This window comes from Pseudomonas sp. 21615526 (genome assembly GCF_013386245.1).
Taxonomy (GTDB): Bacteria; Pseudomonadota; Gammaproteobacteria; order Pseudomonadales; family Pseudomonadaceae; genus Aquipseudomonas.
In genome coordinates this window covers 1-23,870 of sequence record NZ_JACAOM010000014.1, presented here as the reverse complement: position 1 = coordinate 23,870, position 23,870 = coordinate 1, and the positions used below count along the sequence as shown (strand labels likewise).

At 61.8% G+C, this 23,870-nt stretch carries 18 protein-coding genes; 9 read left to right on the top strand and 9 right to left on the bottom strand.

Features of this window, described 5'->3' with window-relative positions; all coding sequences use genetic code 11:
• Window positions 1-5 precede the first annotated feature (5 nt).
• Window positions 6-3,053: an efflux RND transporter permease subunit gene (locus HX786_RS05760; RefSeq protein ID WP_008433352.1), complete on the top strand. Its 3,048-nt coding sequence runs from the start codon at window positions 6-8 to the stop codon at window positions 3,051-3,053.
• A gap of 36 nt (window positions 3,054-3,089) precedes the next feature.
• On the opposite strand, the gene treS is transcribed toward HX786_RS05760, so the two are convergent.
• Complete coding sequence (gene treS, locus HX786_RS05755; protein ID WP_178911817.1) at window positions 3,090-5,141, bottom strand: maltose alpha-D-glucosyltransferase; 2,052 nt, start codon at window positions 5,139-5,141, stop codon at window positions 3,090-3,092.
• Between the two features lie 122 nt (window positions 5,142-5,263).
• Window positions 5,264-6,046, bottom strand: a complete 783-nt coding sequence (locus HX786_RS05750) for an SDR family NAD(P)-dependent oxidoreductase (protein ID WP_003217767.1) — start codon at window positions 6,044-6,046, stop codon at window positions 5,264-5,266.
• A gap of 128 nt (window positions 6,047-6,174) precedes the next feature.
• Here HX786_RS05750 and HX786_RS05745 point away from each other — a divergent pair, with 128 nt between their 5' ends.
• On the top strand, window positions 6,175-7,323 hold the full coding sequence (locus HX786_RS05745; protein WP_177029048.1) for an aldose epimerase family protein: 1,149 nt from the start codon (window positions 6,175-6,177) through the stop codon (window positions 7,321-7,323).
• Window positions 7,324-7,477: 154 nt separating this feature from the next.
• Here the strand turns inward: HX786_RS05745 and HX786_RS05740 are convergent, their stop codons facing one another.
• Genes HX786_RS05740 through HX786_RS05720 form a run of 5 tightly spaced genes read right to left on the bottom strand, consistent with a single transcriptional unit; the run spans window position 7,478 to window position 13,374 of the window.
• The gene (locus HX786_RS05740) at window positions 7,478-8,482 is read right to left on the bottom strand and encodes a substrate-binding domain-containing protein (RefSeq protein ID WP_087693833.1); all 1,005 of its coding nucleotides are present in this window, start codon (window positions 8,480-8,482) and stop codon (window positions 7,478-7,480) included.
• Between the two features lie 48 nt (window positions 8,483-8,530).
• On the bottom strand, window positions 8,531-9,406 hold the full coding sequence (locus tag HX786_RS05735) for an SMP-30/gluconolactonase/LRE family protein (RefSeq protein ID WP_178911816.1): 876 nt from the start codon (window positions 9,404-9,406) through the stop codon (window positions 8,531-8,533).
• Window positions 9,407-9,445: 39 nt separating this feature from the next.
• A complete protein-coding gene (locus tag HX786_RS05730) occupies window positions 9,446-11,026 on the bottom strand; it encodes an aldehyde dehydrogenase (NADP(+)) (RefSeq protein WP_008433344.1) in 1,581 nt (526 codons plus the stop codon).
• 11 nt (window positions 11,027-11,037) lie between these two features.
• Window positions 11,038-12,030 (bottom strand): AraD1 family protein, encoded by a 993-nt coding sequence (gene araD1 / locus HX786_RS05725; RefSeq protein ID WP_178911815.1) that lies wholly within the window; start codon window positions 12,028-12,030, stop codon window positions 11,038-11,040.
• Window positions 12,031-12,051: 21 nt separating this feature from the next.
• On the bottom strand, window positions 12,052-13,374 hold the full coding sequence (locus HX786_RS05720) for an MFS transporter (RefSeq protein WP_087693837.1): 1,323 nt from the start codon (window positions 13,372-13,374) through the stop codon (window positions 12,052-12,054).
• A gap of 192 nt (window positions 13,375-13,566) precedes the next feature.
• Here HX786_RS05720 and HX786_RS05715 point away from each other — a divergent pair, with 192 nt between their 5' ends.
• The 3 genes from HX786_RS05715 to HX786_RS05705 are packed head-to-tail and all read left to right on the top strand — an operon-like array spanning window position 13,567 to window position 17,022.
• On the top strand, window positions 13,567-15,303 hold the full coding sequence (locus tag HX786_RS05715; protein WP_017480274.1) for an IlvD/Edd family dehydratase: 1,737 nt from the start codon (window positions 13,567-13,569) through the stop codon (window positions 15,301-15,303).
• A 56-nt stretch (window positions 15,304-15,359) separates the two neighbouring features.
• A complete protein-coding gene (locus HX786_RS05710; protein WP_003217775.1) occupies window positions 15,360-16,082 on the top strand; it encodes a FadR/GntR family transcriptional regulator in 723 nt (240 codons plus the stop codon).
• 34 nt (window positions 16,083-16,116) lie between these two features.
• Entirely contained in the window at window positions 16,117-17,022 is a 906-nt protein-coding gene (locus tag HX786_RS05705; RefSeq protein ID WP_008433334.1) for a LysR family transcriptional regulator, read from the top strand.
• On the opposite strand, the gene HX786_RS05700 is transcribed toward HX786_RS05705, so the two are convergent.
• Window positions 17,015-17,956, bottom strand: coding sequence for a cupin (locus HX786_RS05700; RefSeq protein WP_178911814.1), 942 nt, complete (start codon window positions 17,954-17,956; stop codon window positions 17,015-17,017). The two genes, HX786_RS05705 and HX786_RS05700, sit on opposite strands and share 8 nt — an antisense overlap.
• A gap of 543 nt (window positions 17,957-18,499) precedes the next feature.
• Here HX786_RS05700 and HX786_RS05695 point away from each other — a divergent pair.
• Both HX786_RS05695 and HX786_RS05690 read left to right on the top strand, forming a co-directional pair.
• Window positions 18,500-18,880, top strand: coding sequence for a RidA family protein (locus HX786_RS05695; protein WP_003217799.1), 381 nt, complete (start codon window positions 18,500-18,502; stop codon window positions 18,878-18,880).
• 238 nt (window positions 18,881-19,118) lie between these two features.
• Entirely contained in the window at window positions 19,119-21,107 is a 1,989-nt protein-coding gene (locus tag HX786_RS05690) for a U32 family peptidase (RefSeq protein ID WP_102369094.1), read from the top strand.
• A 19-nt stretch (window positions 21,108-21,126) separates the two neighbouring features.
• On the opposite strand, the gene HX786_RS05685 is transcribed toward HX786_RS05690, so the two are convergent.
• Window positions 21,127-22,026 carry a DMT family transporter gene (locus HX786_RS05685; RefSeq protein ID WP_178911813.1) on the bottom strand — a complete coding sequence of 300 codons (900 nt, stop codon included), beginning with the start codon at window positions 22,024-22,026 and terminating at the stop codon, window positions 21,127-21,129.
• A 130-nt stretch (window positions 22,027-22,156) separates the two neighbouring features.
• Here HX786_RS05685 and HX786_RS05680 point away from each other — a divergent pair, with 130 nt between their 5' ends.
• Together HX786_RS05680 and HX786_RS05675 are read left to right on the top strand one after the other, a co-directional pair.
• Window positions 22,157-22,600 carry an Lrp/AsnC family transcriptional regulator gene (locus HX786_RS05680; protein ID WP_003217805.1) on the top strand — a complete coding sequence of 148 codons (444 nt, stop codon included), beginning with the start codon at window positions 22,157-22,159 and terminating at the stop codon, window positions 22,598-22,600.
• A 96-nt stretch (window positions 22,601-22,696) separates the two neighbouring features.
• Window positions 22,697-23,551: an NmrA family NAD(P)-binding protein gene (locus HX786_RS05675; RefSeq protein ID WP_178911812.1), complete on the top strand. Its 855-nt coding sequence runs from the start codon at window positions 22,697-22,699 to the stop codon at window positions 23,549-23,551.
• The last annotated feature ends 319 nt before the right edge of the window (window positions 23,552-23,870 follow it).

The following is a 23,870-nucleotide window of genomic DNA, read 5'->3' as shown; positions in this document are numbered from 1 at the left end:
GTCCCATGAAGCTTACCGATACCTTTATCCAGCGGCCGGTCTGGGCGATTGTCGTCTCGCTGTTCATCCTGATCCTGGGGCTGCGCTCGATCTTCGAATTGCCGGTGAACCAATGGCCACGCACCGAAAATACCGTGGTCACCATCACCACCGCCTACTACGGCGCGGACGCCTCCACCGTTGCCGGCTTTATCACCCAGCCGCTTGAGTCGGCCATCGCCCAGGCCCAGGGCATTGACTACCTGTCTTCAACGAGCATCACCGGTGTCTCGACGATTACCGCCACGCTGCGGCTGAATTACGACGCGAGCAAGGCCCTCACCGAGATCAACACCCAGGTCAACTCGGTCAAGAACCAACTGCCGGCGCAGTCCCAGGAGCCGGTGCTGACGGTGGCGGTCGGGCAGACCACCGACGCCATGTACCTGGGTTTCTACAGCGACACCCTGCCCACCAACAACATCACCGACTACCTGGTGCGGGTGGTCAAGCCCAAGCTGGACTCGATCCAGGGCGTGCAAACCGCCGAAATCCTCGGCGGGCGCCAGTTCGCCCTGCGCGCCTGGATGGACCCGAACAAACTGGCGGCGCATAACGTGACCGCCCAGGACGTATCCACCGCCCTGGCCAACAACAACTACCTGTCTGCCGTCGGTTCCACCCGCGGGCAAACGGTGACGGTCGACCTGACGGCCGGGACCGACTTGCACACCGTGGATGAATTCAAGCGGCTAGTGGTCAAGCAGAAAGGCGATGCCCTGGTGTACCTGGAGGACGTGGCCACCGTCACCCTCGGCGCCGAAAGCTACGACAGCAGCGTGGCGTTTTCCGGCAAGCGTTCGGTGTTCATCGGCATCAAGACGGCGCCGACTGCCAATATCCTGACGGTGGCCGACAGCGTGCGCGAGGCCTTCCCCGAGCTGCAATCCCAGTTGCCCACCGGGGTACGCGGCGAGATCGTGTATGACTCCACGGAGTTCATCAACACCTCGATCTATGAGGTGGTGAAGACCCTGGTCGAGGCGATGATCATTGTGTCGGTGGTGATCTACCTGTTCCTCGGCTCGTTCCGCGCGGTGATCGTGCCGCTGGTGGCGATCCCGCTGTCGCTGGTCGGGACCTTCTTCATCATGTACCTGCTGGGGTACTCGATTAACCTGCTGACCCTGCTCGCCCTGGTATTGGCGATCGGCCTGGTGGTGGACGACGCGATTATCGTGGTGGAAAACGTCGACCGGCATATCAAGGAAGAAGGTAAAGGCGTGCTGGAAGCTGCGCTGGTTGCCGCCCGGGAACTGGGTGGGCCGATCATCGCGATGACCGTGGTGCTGATCGCCGCCTACGTGCCCATCGGGCTGCGCAGCGGCCTTACCGGTGCGCTGTTCAAGGAGTTCTGCTTCTCACTGGCGGGTGCCGTGACTGTGTCGGCCGTGGTGGCGTTGACGCTTTCGCCGATGATGACGTCCCGGCTGTTCAAGTCCGGGCAGGAAGAAGGCCGGTTTGCCCGCAAGCTCGATCAGTACTTCGACTGGTTGCGGGGCCGTTACCACCGCGTACTCTCGGGCGGCCTGAACGTATGGCCAGTGCTGGTGACGTTTGGTTTTGTGCTGTTCCTGCTGGTGGCCGCCAGCGGCATGACCGCCAAAAGCGAACTGTCGCCCACCGAGGACCAGGGGCTGGTGTTCATGCAGATCAAGGGCCCGCCCACCGCCTCGCCGCAGCAGATGGAGCGCATCGCCGACCAGGCCTTCCAGATCGCCAACAAAGAGCCGGAATACGCGCAGATGTTCCAGCTGACCGGGTTGCCTATCCTCAACCAGGGCCTGGGCGGTGTGCTGCTGAAAAACTGGGGCGACCGCTCGCGCTCCCAGGCCCAACTGATATTGGAACTCCAGCAGAAATGGAACCAGGTGCCGGGCGCCACCATTGCGGCCTTCCCGCTGCCATCGCTGCCGGGCGCCCAGGGCTTGCCGGTGCAGTTCGTGATCACCACCACCGACTCGGTGGAAAACCTCAACGAAGTCGCCCAGGCCGTGGTGGCCGAGGCCCAGAAACAACAGCTGTTCTATTTCTCCGACATGGACCTGAAACTCGACAAGCCACAAGCCAAGCTGGTGGTGGACCGGGAAAAAATCGCCGCACTGGGCATGACCCAGGCCGACGTCGGTGCGGCGCTGTCCGCGGCACTGGGCGGCAACTACGTGAACTACTTCTCCACTGCCGGGCGCTCGTACAAAGTGATTCCCCAGGTGTTGCAGGTTGATCGCCTCAACCCGGACCAGATTCTCGATTATTACATTCGCACGCCATCCGGCAGCATGATCCAGGCGCGGACCGTGGCGCATATCGAAACCTCGACCCAGCCGGAATCCATCAACCACTTCCAGCAACTCAACTCGGCGACCCTGTCGGGCGTCAGCGGCGTGGCCCAGGGCGAACTGCTGGCGAAACTGAACACCATTCTGACCAATATTGCGCCGTCGGGTTACACCTCGGACTTCTCCGGCGAATCACGCCAGTTCATGCAGGAATCCGGCGGGTTCTTCGGCCTGCTGATGTTTTCGATCCTGATCGTGTACCTGGCCCTGGCGTTTCAGTTCGAGAGTTTCCGCGACCCGGTGGTGATCCTGTTCTCGGTGCCCCCTGCACTCTTCGGCGCGCTGGCGTTTATCACCATGGGCTTTGCCTCGATCAACGTGTACACCCAGGTGGGGCTGGTGACGTTGCTGGGGTTGATCACCAAGCACGGGATCCTGATCGTGCAGTTTGCCAACGAGTTGCAGCGCGCCGGTCACAGCAAGCGTGAGGCCATAGAAGAAGCCGCCGGCGTGCGTTTGCGGCCGATCCTGATGACCACCGCCGCCATGGTGCTGGGCGTGGTGCCGCTGGTGTGGGCCTCCGGTGCCGGGGCTGCGGGACGGCATGACATGGGCCTGGTGATCTTCGCCGGGTTGTCGATCGGTACCGTGCTGACGCTGTTCATGGTGCCGGCGATGTATATGTTCATTGGCTCCACGCACCATCAGGAGGCGGAACAGCCGGTCCCCGTGTAGGAGCGAGCTTGCTCGCTCCTGCAGTGGATCAGTGGGTCAGATCACTACCCGCAGCGCCAAGCCTTCATACGCATCCAGGGTGATGGTGAAATCACCCTCGGGTGTCAGATCGCCCTCCACCCGCTCATTGATGATGTCCACCACCGGCCCGGGCGCAATATCGGGCAGGTGCAGGGTTTCCGTAATCGGCGTCGAGCCGAAGTTCAGCGCCGTGATCTGAGTACCTTTGCCCGCCGGCAGCTCGTGCACCATGATCAACAGCCCCGGGTGCTGCACATCCGGCACCAGGATCTGGCGGCTGGCGGCGATGTCGTAGGCTCGGCGCACCGCGAGGATTCTTTGCAGTTGCGAGGCAAATGAATCCGGGTCGGCCAACTGGCTGATCAGGCTGCCATACAAGGTTTTCGGGCGCGGCATCTGCCCGGCGGATTGCTCCGCATCCGGATTCAGGTCCACCAGGTCATAGGCGCCGCGATGGATCCAGCGTGTGTCGCCATCCAGCATCAAGTGGGCCACCTCCTGCGCCGGTAACGGCAATGCGCCCACCAGGTCCCAGCCGGACAGTGCAAACACTCCCGGTTGCATCGCGTTGTACATCACCAGCAGCAGGTGAATCTGGCGGATCTGCTGGATATCCGCCGGGGTAATCGCCTCAAGGTCGCGAATACCCAGCGCCGCCGTGATGATGCTGGCGGTGGTGCAGGACACGCCGTTGGTCACGAACTTCAGGTTATACGGCGCGTGTTCGCCAGCCAGGCGTTCGTACATCTGCTCACGGATATGCTCGCGCAGGATGCCGCCGGGAAAGGTCTGCCCCTGATAGAGGTAGGTGTCATGGGCGTGCAACGTCCAGAAGTGCACCAGTTCCAGGGTCAGCTCGTCATGGTTCTGCAAGGCGTGGATCAGCGAGCCGGGGTCGATGCCCAGGGTGTGCATCTCCCGCAGCATCAGGCGCAGGAATTCGGTGTCGCCCATCAATAACGCGTGCTGGTAAGCCGGGCGCGTGATGAAGTCGTAGGACAGGTCTGCGCCGCCGTGGGACATGGCGGCGATGTCGTCCACCGTCAGGTTCAATTCCTGGAAGCTGAAACCGCCCGCCTTGCGAATCGCGCCGCCCAGGATCTGGTTGCCGGTGATGGACAGCGGATGGCTTTCAGACCAGGCGTTACCTTCCAGTTTTCGTTCCACGCCAAGGAAACCGTTGGCGTCCAGGCGCAGGATCTTCGCCCCCATCACGTCGATGGCGTGCAGGGCATCGCCAATGATCATCTGCTGCGCGGCGAAGGTCGGATCCAGCCAGTTCAGCGACGGCTGCCCTTCCTTGAAGTAATGCAGGTACACCCAGCGGCGGGGCTTGCCGTCCACGCCGATGACCATATCGGTCGCGCTCCAGTCGGTTTCCTTGACCCCGGGCTCGAAGAAGATCACCCGTTGCAACTGGCCGACGATGTAGTGCTTGTCCCTGAGCACGTCGACCTGCTGCGGGCTGAGGTTCTGCGCATCGCGGCCCTCGCTGATGTCGGGCAGCAGCGGCCAGTCTTCCTCGCGGATCTCCACCATGTGGTAGAGCCCGGGATAGTCTTCGTAGGCCATCTCGGCCAGGCGGAAGTCCGCGCCCTTGCCGGTGTGGGACGGAATCACATCGTCAATGATCACCGCGTTGTGCGCGGCGGCCATGCGGGCCAGCGCCTGAAGCTGGGCTTCGGTGCCCAGTTGCGGGTCGATGTCGAAGCTGATGCGGTCAAAATTGCCGTCAATGGTGGGGGTGTGCTGGGTGCCGGATAGACCGCCCGAGCGTTTCAACGGGCCGTTATGGATGCCCTGGATGCCGATTTTCGACAGCGCGTGCCACAAGGTTTCATCGCCCAGGGCCTCCAGTACGCTGCCGTTCTCACGGGTGACGATGGACGCCGGATAGGCCGTGAACCACACCGATGCCAGGGCTGAAGCATCACGGGGCCGGGTATGGGCATATGGCTGTTGCCACAACCGGCCTTGCCCCGAATAAAGCCTGGCGCGCTGCTTGGCGGCATGCAGCATCGATTGTTCCACCAGCCAGGCCACATGTTTCTTATCGGCGTCCGTCATAAATCAATCACCTGCACCCATGAAGTAGTCGGTTGCGGTGGCTGCATATGAACCACCGTTCGTTACTGTATGAGGCCCCGGGCGGCGATTCGTTGCATCCGGGATGGCGACCCTTCCCCGGCCTAGACCCAGCCGCCGTCCACAATGAAGTTCTGTGCGGTACACATCGCCGATACATCAGAGGCCAGGAACAGCGCCATATTGGCGATATGTTCCGGCTCCACACTGCCCGGCAGGCACTGGCTGCGGGCGATCAACTCCCGGGCCGCGTCATCCACCCACATCGCCAGTTGTTTCTCGGTCATCACCCAGCCCGGCACCAGCGTATTGACCCTGATACGGCTGGGCCCAAGCTCCCGCGCCAGGGCCCGGGTCATGCCGTGGGCGGCGGCTTTGCTGGCGGCATATACCGGGTAGCCGCTGGAAGCCATCATCCAGCCGATGGAACCCAGGTTGATGATCGACCCGCCGCCTGCGGCCTTCATCATCGGCACCACGGCCCGGGCCGCGAAAAACCCGTGCTTCAGGTTGACCGAAATCAGTTGGTCGAACCGCTCCGAGTCGATTTCATCCAGGGTGTGCCGAACGTCATTGGCGGCATTATTCACCAGCACGTCGATCGGCCCGAGGCTCTGCGCCAGGCACGCTATCGCGGCCTTGTACGCGATCTCGTCGGTGATATCGCAATGGGCGAATTCGACGGCATGGCCCTCGGCCGACAATATCGCCGCCAATCGGTCGCCCTGCCCTTGCGCCCGGTCCACGAAGGCTACCTTGGCCCCCTGGCGTGCGAAGGCACGCACCATGGCCTCGCCTATCCCGGAAGCACCGCCGGAGATCAGCACGGTTTTATCCCGCAGGTCCGGGTACATCGCCTGCGCGCCGGGCTGTTTTTCAGTGTTCATGGGGCAGTCACTCCGCTGTATTTAGTCTTATTTTATATTGCATGTTTTGCGATATTGGCTATAAATCAGCCCTGCAGCCGAATAAATAGTAGAACTATTTAATTAACAACAATAAAGGTAGCTCAGTCATGCGGCAATCCCGATTCCTGCTTACCGGCCTTGGCCTCTCCCTGGCGGTGGCCAGCCTGGGCGCTCAGGCGGCTGGCTTGTCCAGCGAACACAAACCCTTCGGCAAAACCAATGACGGCACCGCCGTCGAGCAGTATGTATTGCGTAACAGCCATGGCGTACAAGCCACGGTCATCACCTATGGCGCGGTCTTGCAGTCGCTGAAAGTACCCGACAAACACGGCCAGTTCGCCGACGTGGTGCTGGGCTTCGATGACGTCCAGGGCTACCAGGCCGGTACTGCGTTCTTCGGCGCGACCATCGGCCGTTTTGGCAACCGCCTGGACAAGGGCAGCTTTGAACTGGACGGCAAACGCTATCAAGTGCCCCTCAACGACGGGCCGAACTCGCTGCACGGCGGCCCGCAAGGTTTCGACAAGCATGTGTGGAAAGCCCAGCCGGTCAAGCAGGACGATTCGGTGGGCGTGACCCTGAGCTACCTGTCCAAGGACGGCGAGATGGGTTTTCCCGGCAACCTGAAAGTCGATGTCACCTATAGCCTCAACGACAAGAACGAACTGCACATCGACTACAAGGCCACCACCGACAAACCCACGGTGCTGAACCTCACCAACCACAGTTACTTCAACCTCGCCGGCGCCGGCAGCGGTGATGTGCTCAAGCAGGTCGCCACCCTGCATGCCAGCCACTACACCCCGGTCAACAGCACCCTGATTCCCACCGGCGAACTGGCCCCGGTCGCCGGTACGCCGATGGACTTTCTCAAGCCCACTGCCATCGGCCAGCACATCAAGGACGATCATCCCCAGCTGAAATTCGCCGAACCTAAACAAGGTGGCTTTGACTTCAACTGGGTGCTGGATGCCAAGGGTGATATCGGCAAACTGGCCGCCGACGTTCGTGACCCGCAGTCCGGTCGCCGCTTGCAGCTGTATACCAGCGAGCCTGGCGTGCAGTTCTATACCGGCAACTTCCTCGACGGGACGATCAAGGGCAAGGGTGGCACGCCTTACGCCCACTGGAGTGCGTTCACCCTGGAAACCCAGCATTTTCCCGACGGCCCCAACCAGCCGAGCTTCCCCTCTACCCGTCTCGATCCTGGCCAGACCTACACGCAGAATACCGTGCTGAAATTCTCTGCTGACTAAACCTGTGGGAGCTGTCGAGCTTTGGCGAGGCTGCGATGACGTCGGCACTATCAATATCCAAGGTGCCTGACCCACCGCTATCACAGCCTCGCTGAAGCTCGACAGCTCCCACAGTACCGGCGTTAGCAGGGCTGCCGGGAAACGTCAGCGGCCATCAGTTCCACAAACCGATCTTTTGCAGCTCCTGCTTGAAGTTCTCGCGGGTGATCAGCGTCACCTCATCCATCGCCGTGTACTTCGGCGGCTCCTTACCCGTAGTGACCCACTCGAACATCATGCTCGCGGTGTTGTAGCCCTCGATGTGCGGGCTGGGCAGCATCGAGCCGAAGAAGCCGCTGTTGGCTTTCTTCAATTCGCCAATGGCATCGGTGCCGTTGATGCCGATGCCGATGACATTCGCCGCCGCAAACCCGGCGCTTTCGGTGGCGCGCACGCCGCCAAGCACGGTGTTGTCATTCATGCCGCCGATGATCAGGTTTTTCGCGCCGCCGGGCAGCTTGACCAGCGCCGAGTTGGTGGCGTCCATGCTGCCGGGGACGTCGAGGGTCTTGAGGGCTGCGTACAGGATGTGATCATCCGGAATGCCCGCGGCCTTCAGGGATTTGACCGAGCCATCAGTGCGCTTTTTACCGGTATCGAGTTCGTTGTAGGTGTTGATCACCGCATAGGTGTCCTTCCAATCCCAGCCACGTTTTTTCGCTTCAGTGGCCATGGCACTGCCCTGCTTCTCGCCCACTTCAAACGCGGCCATGCCCAGGTAAGGCACGTCTTCCATGAAGTTGCCCTTGGCATCCACAAAACGGTCATCCACGGCGATCACTTTCAAGCCGTTGGCTTTGGCCTTGGCCATGATCGCCGGGCCGAGGGACACGTCCGGCGGGCAAATCACAAAACCCTTGGCCCCGTTAGCGGCCAGGCTGTCGATGGCCGAGAGGGTTTTCTCGCCGTCGGGCACGGCGATCTTGATCACCTCGAAGCCCTTGTCCTTGCCGGCCTTTTCGGCGAAGGCCCATTCGGTCTGGAACCAGGGCTCTTCCGCCTGCTTGACCAGAAAGCCGATCTTCACCGGCTCGGCCGCCAGCAACAGGCTGCTCAGGCCGACGGCGGACACCGCCACAGCGGCGCAGCACAGGGAACGGATACCACGACGACGATTCATAGGGTGACTCCTTGTTGTTGTTTTTGAATGCGTTAAACAGCCTGTTGGTTATCCTGCAAAGCGGTGGCAGATTTTCCCCGGCACATCGACCTCGATCGCCAGCACCGCACCGTCCAGCGGGTGATCCAGCGGGCTGGCGGCACTGGTGATGTACAAGGTCTTGAGGTCGGGGCCTGCGAACACGCAACTGGTGGGACGGCTGACCGGTAGCTCGATCACCCGGTCGACTTCACCGCCCGGCGTCAGCCGCAGCAGGCAACTGCCGTCCCAGCGGGCGTTCCAGATATAGCCTTCGGCGTCCATGGCCGAACCGTCCGGGCCACCCCGGGAGTGAGGCCCGAACCAGACTTGCGCGGGTGCGAGCTGGCCCTGTTCAGTCATCGGGTATCGATAGAGCGTGCCGTCCAGGCTGTCGCCGAAATGCACGTGGGTGGCGGCGTCGTTCCAGAGCAAGGTGTTGGGAATCCCCAGGCCTTGCAGCAACGGCGTGACCTGCCCGTCGGTATCGACCCGGAACAGGCCGCCGGAACGTCGCAGCACCGGCAAGTCTTCACCGTGCTCGCCGATGTTGTTCTGCATGGTGCCCAGCCACAGCCGACCCTGGGCATCGCAGCGGGCTTCGTTGGCACGGTTGCCCGGTTGCGGATCGGCGACGCAAAGCAAGGTCAGGCGCGGATCGCTCGGCGTCGAATCGAGGTCGAGGCGATACACGCCGCTGCTCAGGGTCACCAGTGCATCGCCGCTGGCGCACGGAATAAACGCCGAGACCGGCTCAGGCAATTGCCAGGTGTGCAATTGCCCGCCCTGCAGGCGCAAGGCCTGCTGGCCGATGATGTCCACCCAATACAAGGCCTGGCCCGGTACATCCCAGAACGGCCCTTCGCCCAGCCGAGCCCGGTGCGGTGTGACTGCGGTCCACGACATGAAACCTCCTGCTTTCTTGTTGTTTTCAGGTGGTACCGGTTACAGCGCGTCGCGCGACGGCTGCCCATCTACCAGACGCTGAATGCGCAACGGGTTGGCATTCTTCAGCGCGTCGGGGAGCAGGCTATCAGGGTAATTCTGAAAGCACACAGGTCGCAGGAAACGCTCGATCGCCAGGGTGCCCACGGAAGTGCCACGGGCATCCGACGTTGCCGGATACGGCCCGCCGTGGACCATCGCATCACACACCTCGACGCCCGTGGGGTAGCCGTTGAGCAGGATGCGGCCAACCTTTTGCTCCAGCAGCGGCGTCAACTCGCCGAACTGGGTGAAATCCGCCGGTTCGCCGATGATCGTCGCGGTCAATTGGCCGTGCAGGCCGTGCAACGCCGCAGCGAGTTGGGCCTGGTCGGCGACTTCCACAAACACCGTGGTGGGGCCGAACACTTCCTCCTGCAACACTTCATCGCCGTTGATCAGCAGGCTGGCGTCCGCTTTGAACAGCTGTGGCTGCGCCTGATTGCCGGTTTGCGTCTGGCCCGCCAGGTGCTCGATGCGAGGATGGGCCAGCAGCGTGTGCAGGCCTTTGCCGTAGCTGTTCAAGGTGCCGGCATTGAGCATGGTTTGCGCGGGCTGGCCGCCGATCAGTTGGGCGACCTGTTGGGTGAAGCCTGTGAACGCTGGCGAGGCAATCCCGATCACCAGGCCCGGGTTCGTGCAGAACTGGCCGCACCCCTGCACCACCGAGGCGACCAGGTCGCGGGCGATGGTGTCTGCCCGGGTTTGCAGGGCCTGGGGCAAGACGATCACCGGGTTGATGCTGGACATCTCGGCGAACACCGGGATCGGTTGCGGGCGTGCCGCCGCCATATCGCACAACGCCCGGCCGCCCTTGAGCGAGCCGGTGAAACCCACGGCCTGGATCGCCGGGTGCTTGACCAGCGCTTCCCCCACACCGCCGCCGAAGATCATGTTGAACACGCCGCCGGGCATACCTGTGCGCTCGGCCGCCCGCATGATCGCATCGGCGACCCGCTCGGCGGTGGCCATGTGGCCGCTGTGGGCCTTGAACACCACCGGGCAACCGGCCGCCAGCGCGGCGGCGGTGTCGCCACCGGCAGTGGAAAAGGCCAGGGGGAAATTGCTCGCCCCAAACACCGCGACCGGCCCCAGGCCGATGCGGTATTGGCGCAGATCCGGGCGCGGCAAGGGCTGACGATCCGGCAGCGCCTGGTCGATCCGCGCGCCGTAGAAATCACCGCGCCGCAGTACCTTGGCGAACAACCGCATCTGGCCGCTGGTACGACCGCGCTCACCCTGGATACGCCCGGCGGGCAACGCCGTTTCGCGGCAGACCAGGGCGACAAAGTCATCGCCCAGGGCGTCCAGTTCATCGGCTATCGCCTCCAGGAACGACGCACGATGCTGCGCGCTCAGGCTGCGATAAGCCGGGTAAGCCTGAGCGGCGGCGTTGGCCGCGGCGTCGACCTCCTGCGCGGTGGCCTGGTAGAAATCAAAGGGCAATGCCTCGCCACTGGTGGCGTCGATGCTCTGCAGGGTGATGCTGCCGGCAGCGCTGCGCTGGCCGCCGATGTAGTTGTGGCCACAAATCCGGGTCATGCCTGTCTCCTTCAAAGGGTGCCTATGCCGCCAGGTGCCACGCCGCTGTTGGCCACGGCAATGCCGTTGATCAATGGCGCGCCGAATTCGGCCTGGCTGATTTCAAACACATCGCCTGGCCGGGTACGAATGCCGTCCGCAAACGACAAGGTGGCGGTGCCGAAGAAATGGATATGCACGTCACCTGGGCGCAGGAACTGGGTGTATTTGAAATGGTGGTATTCAAGGTTTTCGAGGCTGTGGCACATGTTGGCTTCGCCACTGAGGAATTCGTGCTGCCACAACACCTCGCCATTGCGCACGATACGGCTGGTGCCCGCCAGGTGCCGGGGCAGTTCACCCAGGCGCAACTCGGGACCATAGCTGCAACTGCGCAGTTTGGAGTGGGCCAGGTACAGGTAATTCTTGCGCTCCATCACGTGGTCGGAAAACTCGTTGCCCACCGCGTAGCCCAGGCGATACGGCTTGCCGTCGTGACCAATCACATACAGCCCGGCGATTTCCGGCTCTTCGCCGGCGTCTTCGGCAAACGCCGGCCACGGGAATGGCTGGCCCGGACGCACCACGATGCTGCCGTCGCCCTTGTAGAACCATTCCGGCTGCACACCGGCCTGGCCAGCAGCCGGTTTGCCGCCCTCCACGCCCCATTTGAAGATGCGCATGCTGTCGGTCATCGCGCTTTCGTCACTGGCGTTCTGGTGCATCTTGTCCCGCGCCGACGCACTGCCCAGGTGGGTCAGGCCGGTACCGCTGACCAGCGTGTGGGCCGGGTCCGGGTGATCCAGCGGTGGCAAGATCTTCTGCGCGGCCAGCAGTCTGGCGTAGTCGTGGCTCTCGGCCAGGCCGAGGTGGTCTATGTGCTGTTGCAGGGTGACGCCAGCCTCGATGGCGGCGAGTGCCAGGTCGCGTACCGTGCGGGCGGCCCGCACCTCGCGTACCTGATCGCCGTCGACCACGCCCACTCGGCGTTCGCCGTTGTTCAATTCAAACTGCACTAACCCCATGAGTGTTCTCCTGATTGCCAATTAAGTACGCGTGGCGCCACGGGCGCTGGCGGCGAACTGGTCGGGCGGCAGCACGTGCCTGCGCTCCAGCAACCGATAGACCACCCCGGTCAACACCACCCCGAACAGCATCACGCACGCCAGGAAGTACAAGCCCGACGCAAGGTTGCCGGTGTACTCCTTGAGGGCGCCGATCACGAACGGCCCGATGTAGCCGCCGAGGTTGCCCACCGAGTTGATCAAGGCGATGCCCGCCGCTGCACTCGCGCCGGCAAAGAAACGTCCCGGCAAGGTCCAGAACACCGCCGTGCAAGAGAACAGCGCAAACGCCACCAGGCACAGCGCTGCCAGTTGCCACAGCGGCACTGTCAGCCAGGCGCTGAGGAACAGGCCGATGGCGCCCAACACGTAGAGCACGGCAAGATGACCGTAGCGATCATTCAGGCGATCGGAACTGCGCGGGACAATCAGCAAACCGATGATCCCGAAGATGTAGGGCACTGCCGACACAAACCCGGTGGTCAGGTCGCTGCCGCCAAACTGCTTGATCAAGGTCGGCAGCCAGAGGCCCAGCCCATAAATGCTCAAGGTCACCGGCAAGTAGAACAGCGCCAGCAGCAGCACGCGTTTGTCCTTCAGCGCATGCAGCGGGTTGCCGTGCCGGGTCTGGCCGTAGGCTTGCAGGTCTTTGGCCAGCTCGCCGGTGAGCCAGGCCTTCTCCGCCTGGTCCATCCATTTCACCTGTTGCGGCCCATCCGGCAGGTAGCGCAGCACCGGCCAGGTCAGCAGGATCGCCGGGGTGCCGATGACGATGAACAACCACTGCCAGCCGTGCAGGCCGAGTATCCCGTCCATGCCGAGCAAGCCGCCCGCCACGGGGCCGGTGATCATCATGGCGATGGGTTGGGACAGGATGAACAGCCCGAGGATCTTGCCGCGGTGCCTTACCGGGAACCATTGGGTGATGTAGTAGAGGACACCCGGGAAGAACCCGGCTTCGGCGGCGCCCAGCAGAAAGCGCATCACATAGAAACTGTGGGGGCCCTGGACGAATGCCATGCCGATGGTAATCGCGCCCCAGGTCACCATGATTCGTGCGAACCAGCGCCGCGCGCCGAAACGGTCGAGCATCAGGTTGCTGGGGATTTCCAGCAGGAAGTAGCCAATAAAGAACAGCCCTGCTCCCAGTCCATACGCCGCATCGCCGATGCCGACATCCGCGCCCATGTGCAATTTGGCGAAGCCCACGGCCGAGCGATCCACGTAGGCAATCAGGTACAGCAAGATCAGGAAGGGAATCAGTTTCAGCGTGATGCGACGTATCAGCCGCTGTTCCTGGCTCATGTGAGCGGTCTCCGATTGTTATTTTTATAGAGCGTTTCGGGTCGCCTCTCGCGGAAAACCGCCAGGGCCAGGCCTCGTTGAATCGGACTATATAGTAATACTATTTAATCAACAACACTTCCAAACACCCGAATTTACGCCTATGTTAAGCCGAGAATGGATCAATATAGTCTTACAATAAGAGAGTCAGCCATGTCCGAGAAAAAGCCCGTCCTGCGCTCCGCCAGTTGGTTTGGTACCGCCGATAAAAACGGCTTCATGTACCGCAGCTGGATGAAAAACCAGGGGATTGCCGATCATCAGTTCCACGGCAAACCGATCATCGGGATCTGCAATACCTGGTCGGAGCTGACGCCCTGCAACGCGCACTTCCGCCAGATTGCCGAGCATGTGAAACGCGGCGTGATCGAGGCCGGTGGCTTTCCAGTGGAATTTCCGGTGTTCTCCAACGGCGAATCGAACCTGCGCCCCACCGCGATGCTCACCCGTAACCTGGCCAGCATGGACGTGGAGGAAGCCATTCGCGGCAACCCCATCGACGGCGTGGTGCTGCTGACCGGCTGTGACAAGACCACCCCGGCGCTGCTGATGGGCGCCGCCAGTTGCGACGTGCCGGCGATCGTCGTCACCGGCGGGCCGATGCTCAACGGCAAGCACAAGGGCCAGGACATCGGCTCGGGCACCGTGGTGTGGCAGCTCAGCGAACAGGTCAAGGCGGGCACCATTACCCTCGACGATTTCCTCGCGGCCGAAGGCGGCATGTCCCGCTCGGCGGGCACCTGCAACACCATGGGCACCGCCTCGACCATGGCCTGCATGGCCGAAGCACTCGGCACTTCCCTGCCCCACAACGCGGCGATTCCCGCGGTGGATGCACGGCGTTATGTACTGGCGCACATGTCCGGCATGCGTGCGGTGGAGATGGTGCGTGAAGACCTGAAGCTGTCGAAGATCCTGACCAAGGAGGCTTTCGAAAACGCGATTCGCGTCAACGCAGCCATCGGCGGCTCGACCAACGCGGTGATTCACCTGAAAGCCATCGCCGGACGCATCGGCGTCGAGCTCGACCTGGACGACTGGACCCGCATGGGCCGTGGCATGCCGACCATCGTCGACCTGCAGCCGTCCGGGCGCTTCCTGATGGAGGAGTTCTACTACGCTGGCGGCCTGCCGGCGGTGCTGCGCCGCCTCGGTGAGGCCAACCTGATCCCGCACCCGAATGCCTTGACCGTCAACGGCAAGTCCCTCGGCGAAAACACCCGGGAAGCGCCGATCTACGGCCAGGACGAAGTGATCCGCACCCTCGACAACCCGATCCGCGCCGACGGCGGCATTTGTGTGCTGCGTGGCAACCTCGCGCCACTGGGTGCGGTACTCAAGCCATCGGCTGCCAGCCCCGAGCTGATGCAGCACCGTGGGCGTGCCGTGGTGTTCGAGAACTTCGACATGTACAAGGAACGGATCAACGACCCGGAACTGGACGTGGATGCCAACTCGATCCTGGTGATGAAAAACTGCGGGCCCAAGGGTTATCCGGGCATGGCGGAAGTCGGCAACATGGGCTTGCCGGCCAAACTGCTGGCCCAGGGCGTGACCGACATGGTGCGGATTTCCGATGCGCGCATGAGCGGCACGGCCTACGGCACCGTGGTGCTGCACGTGGCACCGGAAGCCGCGGCCGGCGGTCCATTGGCGACGGTCAAGGAAGGCGACTGGATCGAACTTGATTGCGCCAACGGCCGCCTGCACCTGGATATACCGGACGCCGAACTGGCGGCGCGCATGGCCGACCTCGCGCCGCCGCAGCAGCTGATTGTCGGGGGCTACCGCCAGTTGTACATCGACCACGTACTGCAGGCAGACCAGGGCTGCGACTTCGACTTCCTGGTGGGCTGCCGTGGCGCCGAAGTGCCGCGTCATTCCCACTAATTGGGACGGGAGCAATGTTATGATGCCGCGTATTTCGCCAGAGTAGCCTCCCTGTTATGGATCAGCAGCCGACCAAGCCGCGCAAGAGCATGCACGCCCAAATCGTCCAGGACTTGGGCATGCACATCGTTTCCGGGCGCTTCAAGCCGGAAGAACGGTTGCCCATGGAGGCCACCTTGTGCGAGGAGTACAAGGTCAGCCGCTCGGTATTGCGTGAGGCGACCCGGGTGCTCAGCGCCAAGGGCCTGGTGATTTCCAAGCCCAAGGTTGGCGCCGTGGTGCGCCCACGGGTGCAGTGGCACTTGCTGGACCCGGACGTGCTGACCTGGCTGATGCAGTCGACACCCCACAGCGAGTTTTTCAACACCCTGGCCGGTGTGCGCCGGATCCTCGAGCCGGAAATCGCCGCGATGGCCGCGACCACCGCCACCGACGCCGACATCGCCACCATCGAAAAAGCCTACCTCGGCATGGAAACCGCCAATACCCACGAAACGTTGCTGCAGGCCGACCTGGACTTCCACCGGGCGATTGCCGATGCGACCCGCAACGACTTGCTGGCCTACATGTGCAACATGCTGTCGCTGCCACTTCGCGAGTCCATCAACATCACCAACCGCCGCCCCGACATCCAGGGCCTCAGCCTGCCCCGGCACAAGGCGATTCTCACGGCGATCAAGAACCGTGACGCCCTCGGCGCGCGGCATGCCTCCCTGGTGCAACTGGACGATACCCGGGTGGCGCTGGACACCGTGATGAACGTGCTGACGCCGCTGTAGCGCCAGGCAACCCACCGTCAAGTCGAGGCCGCCCTTGGATTACTTCGCTGCGTTAACCGCCTTTGTCGAAGCCGCCGAGGGCAATAACTTCTCCCGTGCCGCCGACCGGCTTGGCATCAAGGCTTCCACGGTTTCACGCTACGTGAAGGACCTAGAACAGGACCTCGGCATCGCCTTGTTCAACCGCTCTACCCGTACGCTGCACCTGACCGAGGGTGGCCAGACATTCCTGACGCACGCACGCCGGGTGCTGGACGAGCTGGAACAAGCCAAGGCGGCCACCTCCGCGCTGAACGAACAACCACGGGGCGTGCTCAAGCTCAACCTGCCGCCCGCCTTTGCCCGCCACCATATCCTTCCCACCTTGAATGCCTTCCTGGCCCGCTACCCGCAGATCAAGCTGGAACTGGTGCTGGACGACAGCCACGTCAACCTGATTCATGCCGGCGCGGACCTGGCGATCCGCATTGGCACCCTGGCGGATTCCACCTTGAAGGCACGCAAGATCTGCGATGAGCGCTACCGGCTGGTGGCCAGCCCGGCGTTTTGCCGGGAGTATCCGGCGCCGGTCAACCCTGCCGACCTGGCTGCCATGCCGGCGATTCTGGGGGCGGCTGACAGTGCATTTGCCAACGGGCGTGAGGTGTCACCGCTGGTGCATAAAGACAGCATCCGGATCAACGACCTGGACGCACAATTGATCGCCGCACAACAGGGCCTGGGATTTGCCTTGCTGCCCGACTGGCTGGTAGCCAAACCCATTGAAACCGGCGAGTTGCTGGTGTGGTTGCCTGAGTGGGAGATCCGCATCGCAGGCCGTGAATCGGCGGTGTGGTTCGTGTATCCACCCAAGCGCATCGTGTCTTCCAAAGTGCGGTGCTTCATCGACTTTATCGTCGAGCAGATGGGCGAATCACCGCACTGGAAACGTTTCAACTGAAGCGGATATCCAGCGACCGCAGATAGGTTTGCAGCCCGGCGTCCTGGATCGGAATCAGGAAGGCTTCCGTGTCGGACTCATTGAAGTGGGCATGCCAGTAACCTGGCGGCGTCACGAACGCCAGGCCCGGCGACCAGTCGACCCGCACCGGGTTGCGGATCTGCCCATCGGCGTCCAGTTCGGTGCCCACGAGCGAATAGCAGCCCTTGGGGCAATCAATGATGAAATCCAGCGCAATCGACTGGTGTCGGTGGGGCTTCTGAATCGAGCCGGCGGGCAGAATCCCATACATCGCCCAAAGCACATGGGTCACGGTACGGGTCTGCGGGAAGTTGCGATTGCCCAGCAGGATGCTGATACGGCTACGGTCCTGGGCGCGGGGATCATCGGCCGCTTCCCGCAGTTTTGCGTTGGCCAGCTCCGCGGGATACAGCGTCGGCACGAAGCGATCGGCACTGCGGGTCACGCCCAGGTAACGCAACAGCGGCTCATCGTGGACGTAATACAGGCGCGCATCCTCTGATGCGCTGAACCGCGCTTGCTGCAGACCTGGCAGCGCAATGAAGCAGCCTTTGGTCCAGTCGATGCGGTGCGCGCCCTGAACCACACTGCCCTGCCCGGCGATGACATAAAACACCTGTGAGGTGGCGTTGGGGTGCAGTTCCAGCGTATCGCCGGCGTTCAGGCGAATGAAGTTCGCACACAGCCCCGGACCGGTGGCCGGACCTTCGCAACCCAAGGCATCGCTGAGGTCCAGCGGCACTACCCTAGAGGGCCCACTGTCGTACAGCGAGGCCGGGAAGCTGTGATAGGGAATGCGCGTGATCAGGTTGGCGCTGATGGGATTGGCAGCCTTGCTGTATTCAAAGTATTCGGCATCGAGCAGGTGCTGCAGTTGGGTATCGGCCACGTCAGGCTTGAATTCGCTATTCATTATGATCACCTCAATCTACGACTGGATTTCGCATGCCCCGTGGGGCGCTGCGGCGGTGAAAGAACTATAGGCATTCAGCGGCGGTGGATTAATCCCTCATCTTGCACAGCAGTTGTGCGAAATGGGGCAGGCACAAGCCTCTCTTGGTGTACTGATAGTTTGATTCAACCAACTATCAAAGTGCCACTTTATAAATAAGTTAAATATATATACATCAGCGCCCATAAAAAATCCGCCGCAGAGACTGCGGCGGCAAACCAAAGGATGTTGTCGAAGCAGAGCGGCTAAGACAGGGTTAAAACTACAGCAGCGTGCGCATATGCACAGTGAATTTTAATTAATCGAGTTTAATCGGCAGTGCACCTGCGCACGCAACTATTGGCAATTAAACTATCCACGAAACAACAGGCTAGTTAAACAAACACGGTTGATCGTGGACTTTCGTTTTACCTTGCTGCTTCGCCGAAAAGGCCCGGGTTTGCCCCGGGCCTTTTTTTCGGGGACCATATCGGCCTTCTTTCTGATGTCACCCAAGGGAATCCCATGGCCAACCACGACCTCGCCTTCACCCCCGATCTCGACCCGGACTCCATCTCCTCCGACGTCATCGGCTTCAACGGCATCCTCGTCTCCACGCAAATCCCTACCCGCGCCGACGGCAGCCTGGAGCTTGGCGACATCACCCTGCAAAGCGAATGCACCCTGCAAGCCCTCAAGGTTGCGCTCGAACGTGCCGGCAGTTCGATTGACCGGGTCATGCACCTGACCATCTACCTGACCGACATGGCCGACCGCGCCGCTTTCAATGAAGTCTACAAGCGCTACTTCGCCAAGCCCTGGCCGGTGCGTGCGGCGGTTGGTGTTGCCGCCCTGGCCGTCGAAGGCATGCGGGTTGAAGTCACTGCGATGGCCGCCAAGGGCTGAGCCAAACGCTCTATATCAACCAACGATGATCAGATGTGGGAGCTGTCGAGCCCCAGCGAGGCTGCGATGGGATCGCCGCGGTGTCACTGATACACCGCGGTGTCTGCATCGCGGGCAAGCCCGGCTCCCACCGTTGAGTGCATTCCAATTTGGGAGCACACCTGGGGCTTGATAGATGTCGATAGCGCATTTCGCAGCTACAATGCCCGCCTCCGTGACAAGCCTGACTAAAAAAACTATGTCCTTGCCCAAGCATCACCTGGAATTGCTCAGCCCTGCCCGCGATGTTGCCATCGCCCGCGAGGCCATCTTGCATGGCGCCGACGCCGTGTACATCGGCGGCCCGAGTTTCGGCGCGCGCCATAACGCCTGCAACGACGTGAGCGATATCGCGCAGTTGGTGGAGTTCGCTCGGCGCTACCACGCGCGGGTGTTCACCACCATCAACACGATCCTGCACGACAACGAGCTGGAGCCGGCGCGCAAGCTGATCCACCAGCTCTACGATGCCGGCGTCGACGCGCTGATCGTCCAGGACCTGGGGGTGATGGAGCTGGATATCCCGCCCATCGAACTGCATGCCAGCACCCAGACCGACATCCGCACCCTGGGCCGGGCCAAGTTCCTCGACCAGGCCGGTTTTTCGCAGCTGGTGTTGGCCCGTGAGCTGAACCTGCAGGAAATCCGTGCGATTGCCGATGAAACCGATGCCGCCATCGAGTTCTTCATCCACGGTGCCTTGTGCGTGGCCTTCTCCGGCCAGTGCAACATCTCCCACGCCCAGAATGGCCGCAGCGCCAACCGTGGCGATTGCTCCCAGGCCTGCCGCCTGCCCTACACCCTCAAGGATGACCAGGGCCGTGTGGTTGCCTTTGAAAAGCACCTGTTGTCGATGAAAGACAACAACCAGAGCGCCAACCTGCGCGCCCTGGTGGATGCCGGCGTGCGTTCGTTCAAGATCGAAGGCCGCTACAAGGACATGGGCTATGTGAAGAACATCACCGCCTATTACCGCCAGCGCCTGGACGAGATTCTTGAAGACCGCCCGGACCTGGCTCGCGCCTCCAGCGGCCGCACCGCGCATTTCTTCCTGCCGGACCCGGAAAAGACCTTCCACCGTGGCAGCACCGACTACTTCGTCACCGACCGCAAGGTCGACATTGGCGCCTTCGACACCCCAACCTTTACCGGCCTGCCGGTGGGGGTGGTGGAAAAAGCCGGCAAGCGTGACTTGCAAGTGGTCACCCATGAGCCGCTGTCCAATGGCGACGGCCTCAATGTGCTGATCAAGCGTGAAGTGGTGGGTTTCCGCGCCAACATCGCCGAGCCAAAAGGTGAGTTCGAAGAAGACGGCGAGAAGCGCTATCGCTACCGCGTCGAACCCAACGAGATGCCGGCAGGCTTGCACCAACTGCGCCCGAACCATCCGTTGAACCGCAACCTGGACCATAACTGGCAGCAGGCTTTGCTGAAGACTTCCGCCGAACGCCGGATCGGCGTGTCATGGGCGGCTCGCCTGCAGGAAGATCGCCTGGAACTGACCGTCACCAGCGAAGAAGGCATCAGCGCCAGCGTTGCCCTGCCCGGCCCGTTTGGCGTGGCCAACAAGCCGGAACAGGCCCTGGAAACCCTGCGTGACCTGCTGGGCCAACTGGGCACCACGCAGTACCACGCCACTGCGATCGAGCTGGATGCGCCGCAGGCGTTCTTCATCCCGAACTCGCAGCTCAAGGCCCTGCGCCGTGAAGTGATCGAGGCGCTGACCGAGGCGCGTATCCAGGCCCATCCACGGGGCGGCCGCAAGGCAGAAACCACGCCGCCGCCGGTGTACCCGGAATCGCACCTGTCGTTCCTGGCCAACGTCTACAACCAGAAGGCCCGCGACTTCTATCACCGTCACGGTGTGCAACTGATCGATGCGGCGTATGAAGCCCACGAAGAAACTGGCGAAGTGCCGGTGATGATCACCAAGCACTGCCTGCGGTTCTCGTTCAACCTGTGCCCCAAACAGGCCAAGGGGGTGACCGGGGTGAAGACCAAGGTCGCGCCGATGCAGTTGATCCACGGCGACGAAGTGCTGACGCTGAAGTTCGACTGCAAGCCTTGCGAGATGCACGTGATCGGCAAGATCAAGGGCCACATCCTCGGCCTGCCGCAACCGGGCAGCGTGGTGGGTTATATCAGCCCGGATGACCTGCTCAAGACCATCCCGCGCGGCGCACATTGAGTCGCCGGTGAGCGTCATGCTACGGCGTGACGCTCATCACTGTTTTCGAACGCCACCACCAACCCCGCTGCAATCCCGCCGCCGCCAGCAGAATGGCCGCCACGCCCAGCCATTGCATCCAGCCCAGCCGATGCCCAAAGGCAATCCAGTCGACGAAGATTGCTGCGATCGGGTAGACAAATGACAGCGCCCCGGTAATTGCCGTCGGCAGCTTCTGGATCGCGCCATACAGCAACACGTACATCAAGCCCGTATGCACCATGCCCAGGGTCAGCAATGCGGCCCAGGCATCCATCGACGCCGAAAGGCTGTGCCACTGCATCAGCGGTGCCAGCAGCAAGGCGCCCGTGGTCACCTGGATCAACGCCATCAGATGCGGTGGTACTTCCTTCAAGCGTTTGATGATCAGCGCCGCAATTGCGTACAGAAACGCTGCGCCCAGGGCCAATGCCACCCCCACCAGGTAGTCATCCCCAGTGTTTTGCTGACTGCCATGGGCGGTGACAATCGCCAGCATCCCGACGAAAGCCACGCTCAACCAGACAAGTTTTTGCAAGGTGATTTTCTCCCCCAGGAACACCGCCGCCAGCATCACCAACATAAACGGCTGGACGTTATACACCGCCGTGCTGATGGAAATGGATGCCCTGGCGTAGGACTCGAACAGCAGCAACCAATTCCCCACGATCGCCACGCCGCTGAGCATCGCCAGCCCGAGTTTGCGGTAGTCCAGCAAGTCCAGGCGCAGATAGCCGAGCAGCCAGCACACCACCAGCAACGTCAGCGCGCCGATCACGCAACGCCAGAACACCACTTCGACCACCGGCACCCCCGATACCAGCACGAACCAGCCGATGGTGCCGGATATGAGCATGGCGGCGACCATTTCCCATGAACCGCGACGTATGGATTTGTCCATGATTGAGCTCCTCAAGTGAGGCTCAATTATGGCAATCTGGCCTGTAGCGACTCCAGATTCTAAATAAGGCGAACCTTGCATTTCGCCTATTCTTATTAGGCAAACCTGAGCAATCGCTTTCGGAGCGACCATGATTGACAGCATTGACCAGCAACTGATCGCAGCGCTGATGGACGATTCGCGCCTGTCCCTCAAGGCCTTGGCGGGTATCACCGGCCTGTCCTCCCCCAGCGTCGGCGAGCGGCTGCGGCGCCTGGAAGAGCGCGGCGTATTGAAGAACTACACCGTGGACATCGACCCCAAACATTTCGGCTACCTGCTGCAAGCCATCGTGCGCATTCGCCCGCTGCCCGGGAAACTGCAGGAGGTGGAGCGCCAGATCCAGGCAATCCCCGAGTTCACCGAATGCGACAAGGTGACCGGCGATGACTGCTTCATCGCACGCCTGCATGTGCGCACCATGGACCAACTCGACACACTGCTGGATAAGCTCAACGCTTACGCCGAAACCAACACCGCCATCGTCAAGAAAACCCCGGTAAAACGCCGATTGCCACCACTGAGTGATTCATGATTCTGAGTCACTGATGCAGTGACGGGATCGCTATTCTGTCAATCCAGGGCGGTGTTTATGCTTGATCCACACATTGGAACAACAGGCGTAAACACCATGTATGTCATCACCGGAATCACAGGCAAAGTTGGCGGCGCCCTCGCGCGCTTTCTCCTCAACGATCGTCAACCCGTGCGCGCAGTCATTCGCGATGCCAGCAAAGGCGCCGTATGGGCCGCCCTTGGTTGCGAGGTCGCCATCGCCAATATGGACGACGCTGCGGCCCTCACTGAAGCATTCAAGGGTGCCACCGGCGTGTTCATCCTGCCGCCTTCGGATTTCGACCCGGAGCCGGGTTTTCCCGAGGCGCGCAAGGTGATTGCCGCCGTCGCTCAGGCCATTGAAGCGGCGGCCCCGCAGAAAGTTGTTTGCCTGTCGACCATCGGCGCCCAGGCCGAGCACCTGAATCTGCTGACCCAACGCACCTTGATGGAACAGGCGCTGAGCGCGTTGAACGTGCCGGTGACCTTTTTGCGTCCGGGCTGGTTTATGGAGAACTCGGCCTATGACGTGCTGGCCGCCCGCGAGCACGGGGTGATCAACAGCTTCCTGCAACCGCTGGATAAGACCGTGCCGATGATCGCTACTGCCGACGTCGGCCGCCTTGCCGCGCAATTGTTACAGCAGCACTGGAGTGGGCATCGGGTAGTTGAGCTGGAAGGCCAATGGGTCAGCCCGAACGACATCGCTCGCACGTTGACCGAAGTGCTTGGTCGTGGTGTGACAGCACAGGTGGTGCCTCGCGATGCGTGGGAGCCGATGTTTCGTGAGCAAGGCGCGCAGAATCCAATGCCGCGCATGCGCATGATTGATGGGTTTAACGAAGGTTGGATCTGCTTTGAGCAGGCGGACGTGGTTAAGGGTGAGACCACATTGCTCAAGGTGCTGCGGGAGTTGGCTGCAAAAACCTGATGCCATGGCCTGCAAGCCAGCTCAGTGATTGGGTACATATCCGTTATTTGGGTAACGGCGGCGTATGGTTTCGCTCTTACAGCGAGTCACTTTGCAAAAGCGGCAAAGTCCACCAAACGGCATTGCTCCGCGGGCCGCCGCTCCGCAATACCTGCGTTCGGCCTCGGACTTATTGGGGATCAAAAGCAAGAGCACAGCGGCCTCCCGGCGGGCTTGAGTGTTAAAAGCAAAGACCAGAGCGAAAACAGATCTGCTTTTCTGTGGGAGCGGGCTTGCTCGCGAAAAACCTGAGAGCGCCGCGTTCATTCAGAATGCCCTC

Excerpts from the sequence above, each read along its gene's own strand:
- HX786_RS05675 (WP_178911812.1), top strand. The coding sequence starts at position 22,697 with ATGTATGTCATCACCGGAATCACAGGCAAAGTTGGCGGCGCCCTCGCG.
- HX786_RS05715 (WP_017480274.1), top strand. The coding sequence starts at position 13,567 with ATGTCCGAGAAAAAGCCCGTCCTGCGCTCCGCCAGTTGGTTTGGTACC.
- HX786_RS05680 (WP_003217805.1), top strand. The coding sequence starts at position 22,157 with ATGATTGACAGCATTGACCAGCAACTGATCGCAGCGCTGATGGACGAT.
- HX786_RS05745 (WP_177029048.1), top strand. The coding sequence starts at position 6,175 with ATGCGGCAATCCCGATTCCTGCTTACCGGCCTTGGCCTCTCCCTGGCG.
- HX786_RS05695 (WP_003217799.1), top strand. The coding sequence starts at position 18,500 with ATGGCCAACCACGACCTCGCCTTCACCCCCGATCTCGACCCGGACTCC.
- HX786_RS05760 (WP_008433352.1), top strand. The coding sequence starts at position 6 with ATGAAGCTTACCGATACCTTTATCCAGCGGCCGGTCTGGGCGATTGTC.
- HX786_RS05690 (WP_102369094.1), top strand. The coding sequence starts at position 19,119 with ATGTCCTTGCCCAAGCATCACCTGGAATTGCTCAGCCCTGCCCGCGAT.
- HX786_RS05710 (WP_003217775.1), top strand. The coding sequence starts at position 15,360 with ATGGATCAGCAGCCGACCAAGCCGCGCAAGAGCATGCACGCCCAAATC.
- HX786_RS05685 (WP_178911813.1), bottom strand. The coding sequence starts at position 22,026 with ATGGACAAATCCATACGTCGCGGTTCATGGGAAATGGTCGCCGCCATG.
- HX786_RS05750 (WP_003217767.1), bottom strand. The coding sequence starts at position 6,046 with ATGAACACTGAAAAACAGCCCGGCGCGCAGGCGATGTACCCGGACCTG.
- HX786_RS05730 (WP_008433344.1), bottom strand. The coding sequence starts at position 11,026 with ATGACCCGGATTTGTGGCCACAACTACATCGGCGGCCAGCGCAGCGCT.
- HX786_RS05735 (WP_178911816.1), bottom strand. The coding sequence starts at position 9,406 with ATGTCGTGGACCGCAGTCACACCGCACCGGGCTCGGCTGGGCGAAGGG.
- HX786_RS05700 (WP_178911814.1), bottom strand. The coding sequence starts at position 17,956 with ATGAATAGCGAATTCAAGCCTGACGTGGCCGATACCCAACTGCAGCAC.
- araD1 (WP_178911815.1), bottom strand. The coding sequence starts at position 12,030 with ATGGGGTTAGTGCAGTTTGAATTGAACAACGGCGAACGCCGAGTGGGC.
- HX786_RS05740 (WP_087693833.1), bottom strand. The coding sequence starts at position 8,482 with ATGAATCGTCGTCGTGGTATCCGTTCCCTGTGCTGCGCCGCTGTGGCG.
- HX786_RS05720 (WP_087693837.1), bottom strand. The coding sequence starts at position 13,374 with ATGAGCCAGGAACAGCGGCTGATACGTCGCATCACGCTGAAACTGATT.
- treS (WP_178911817.1), bottom strand. The coding sequence starts at position 5,141 with ATGACGGACGCCGATAAGAAACATGTGGCCTGGCTGGTGGAACAATCG.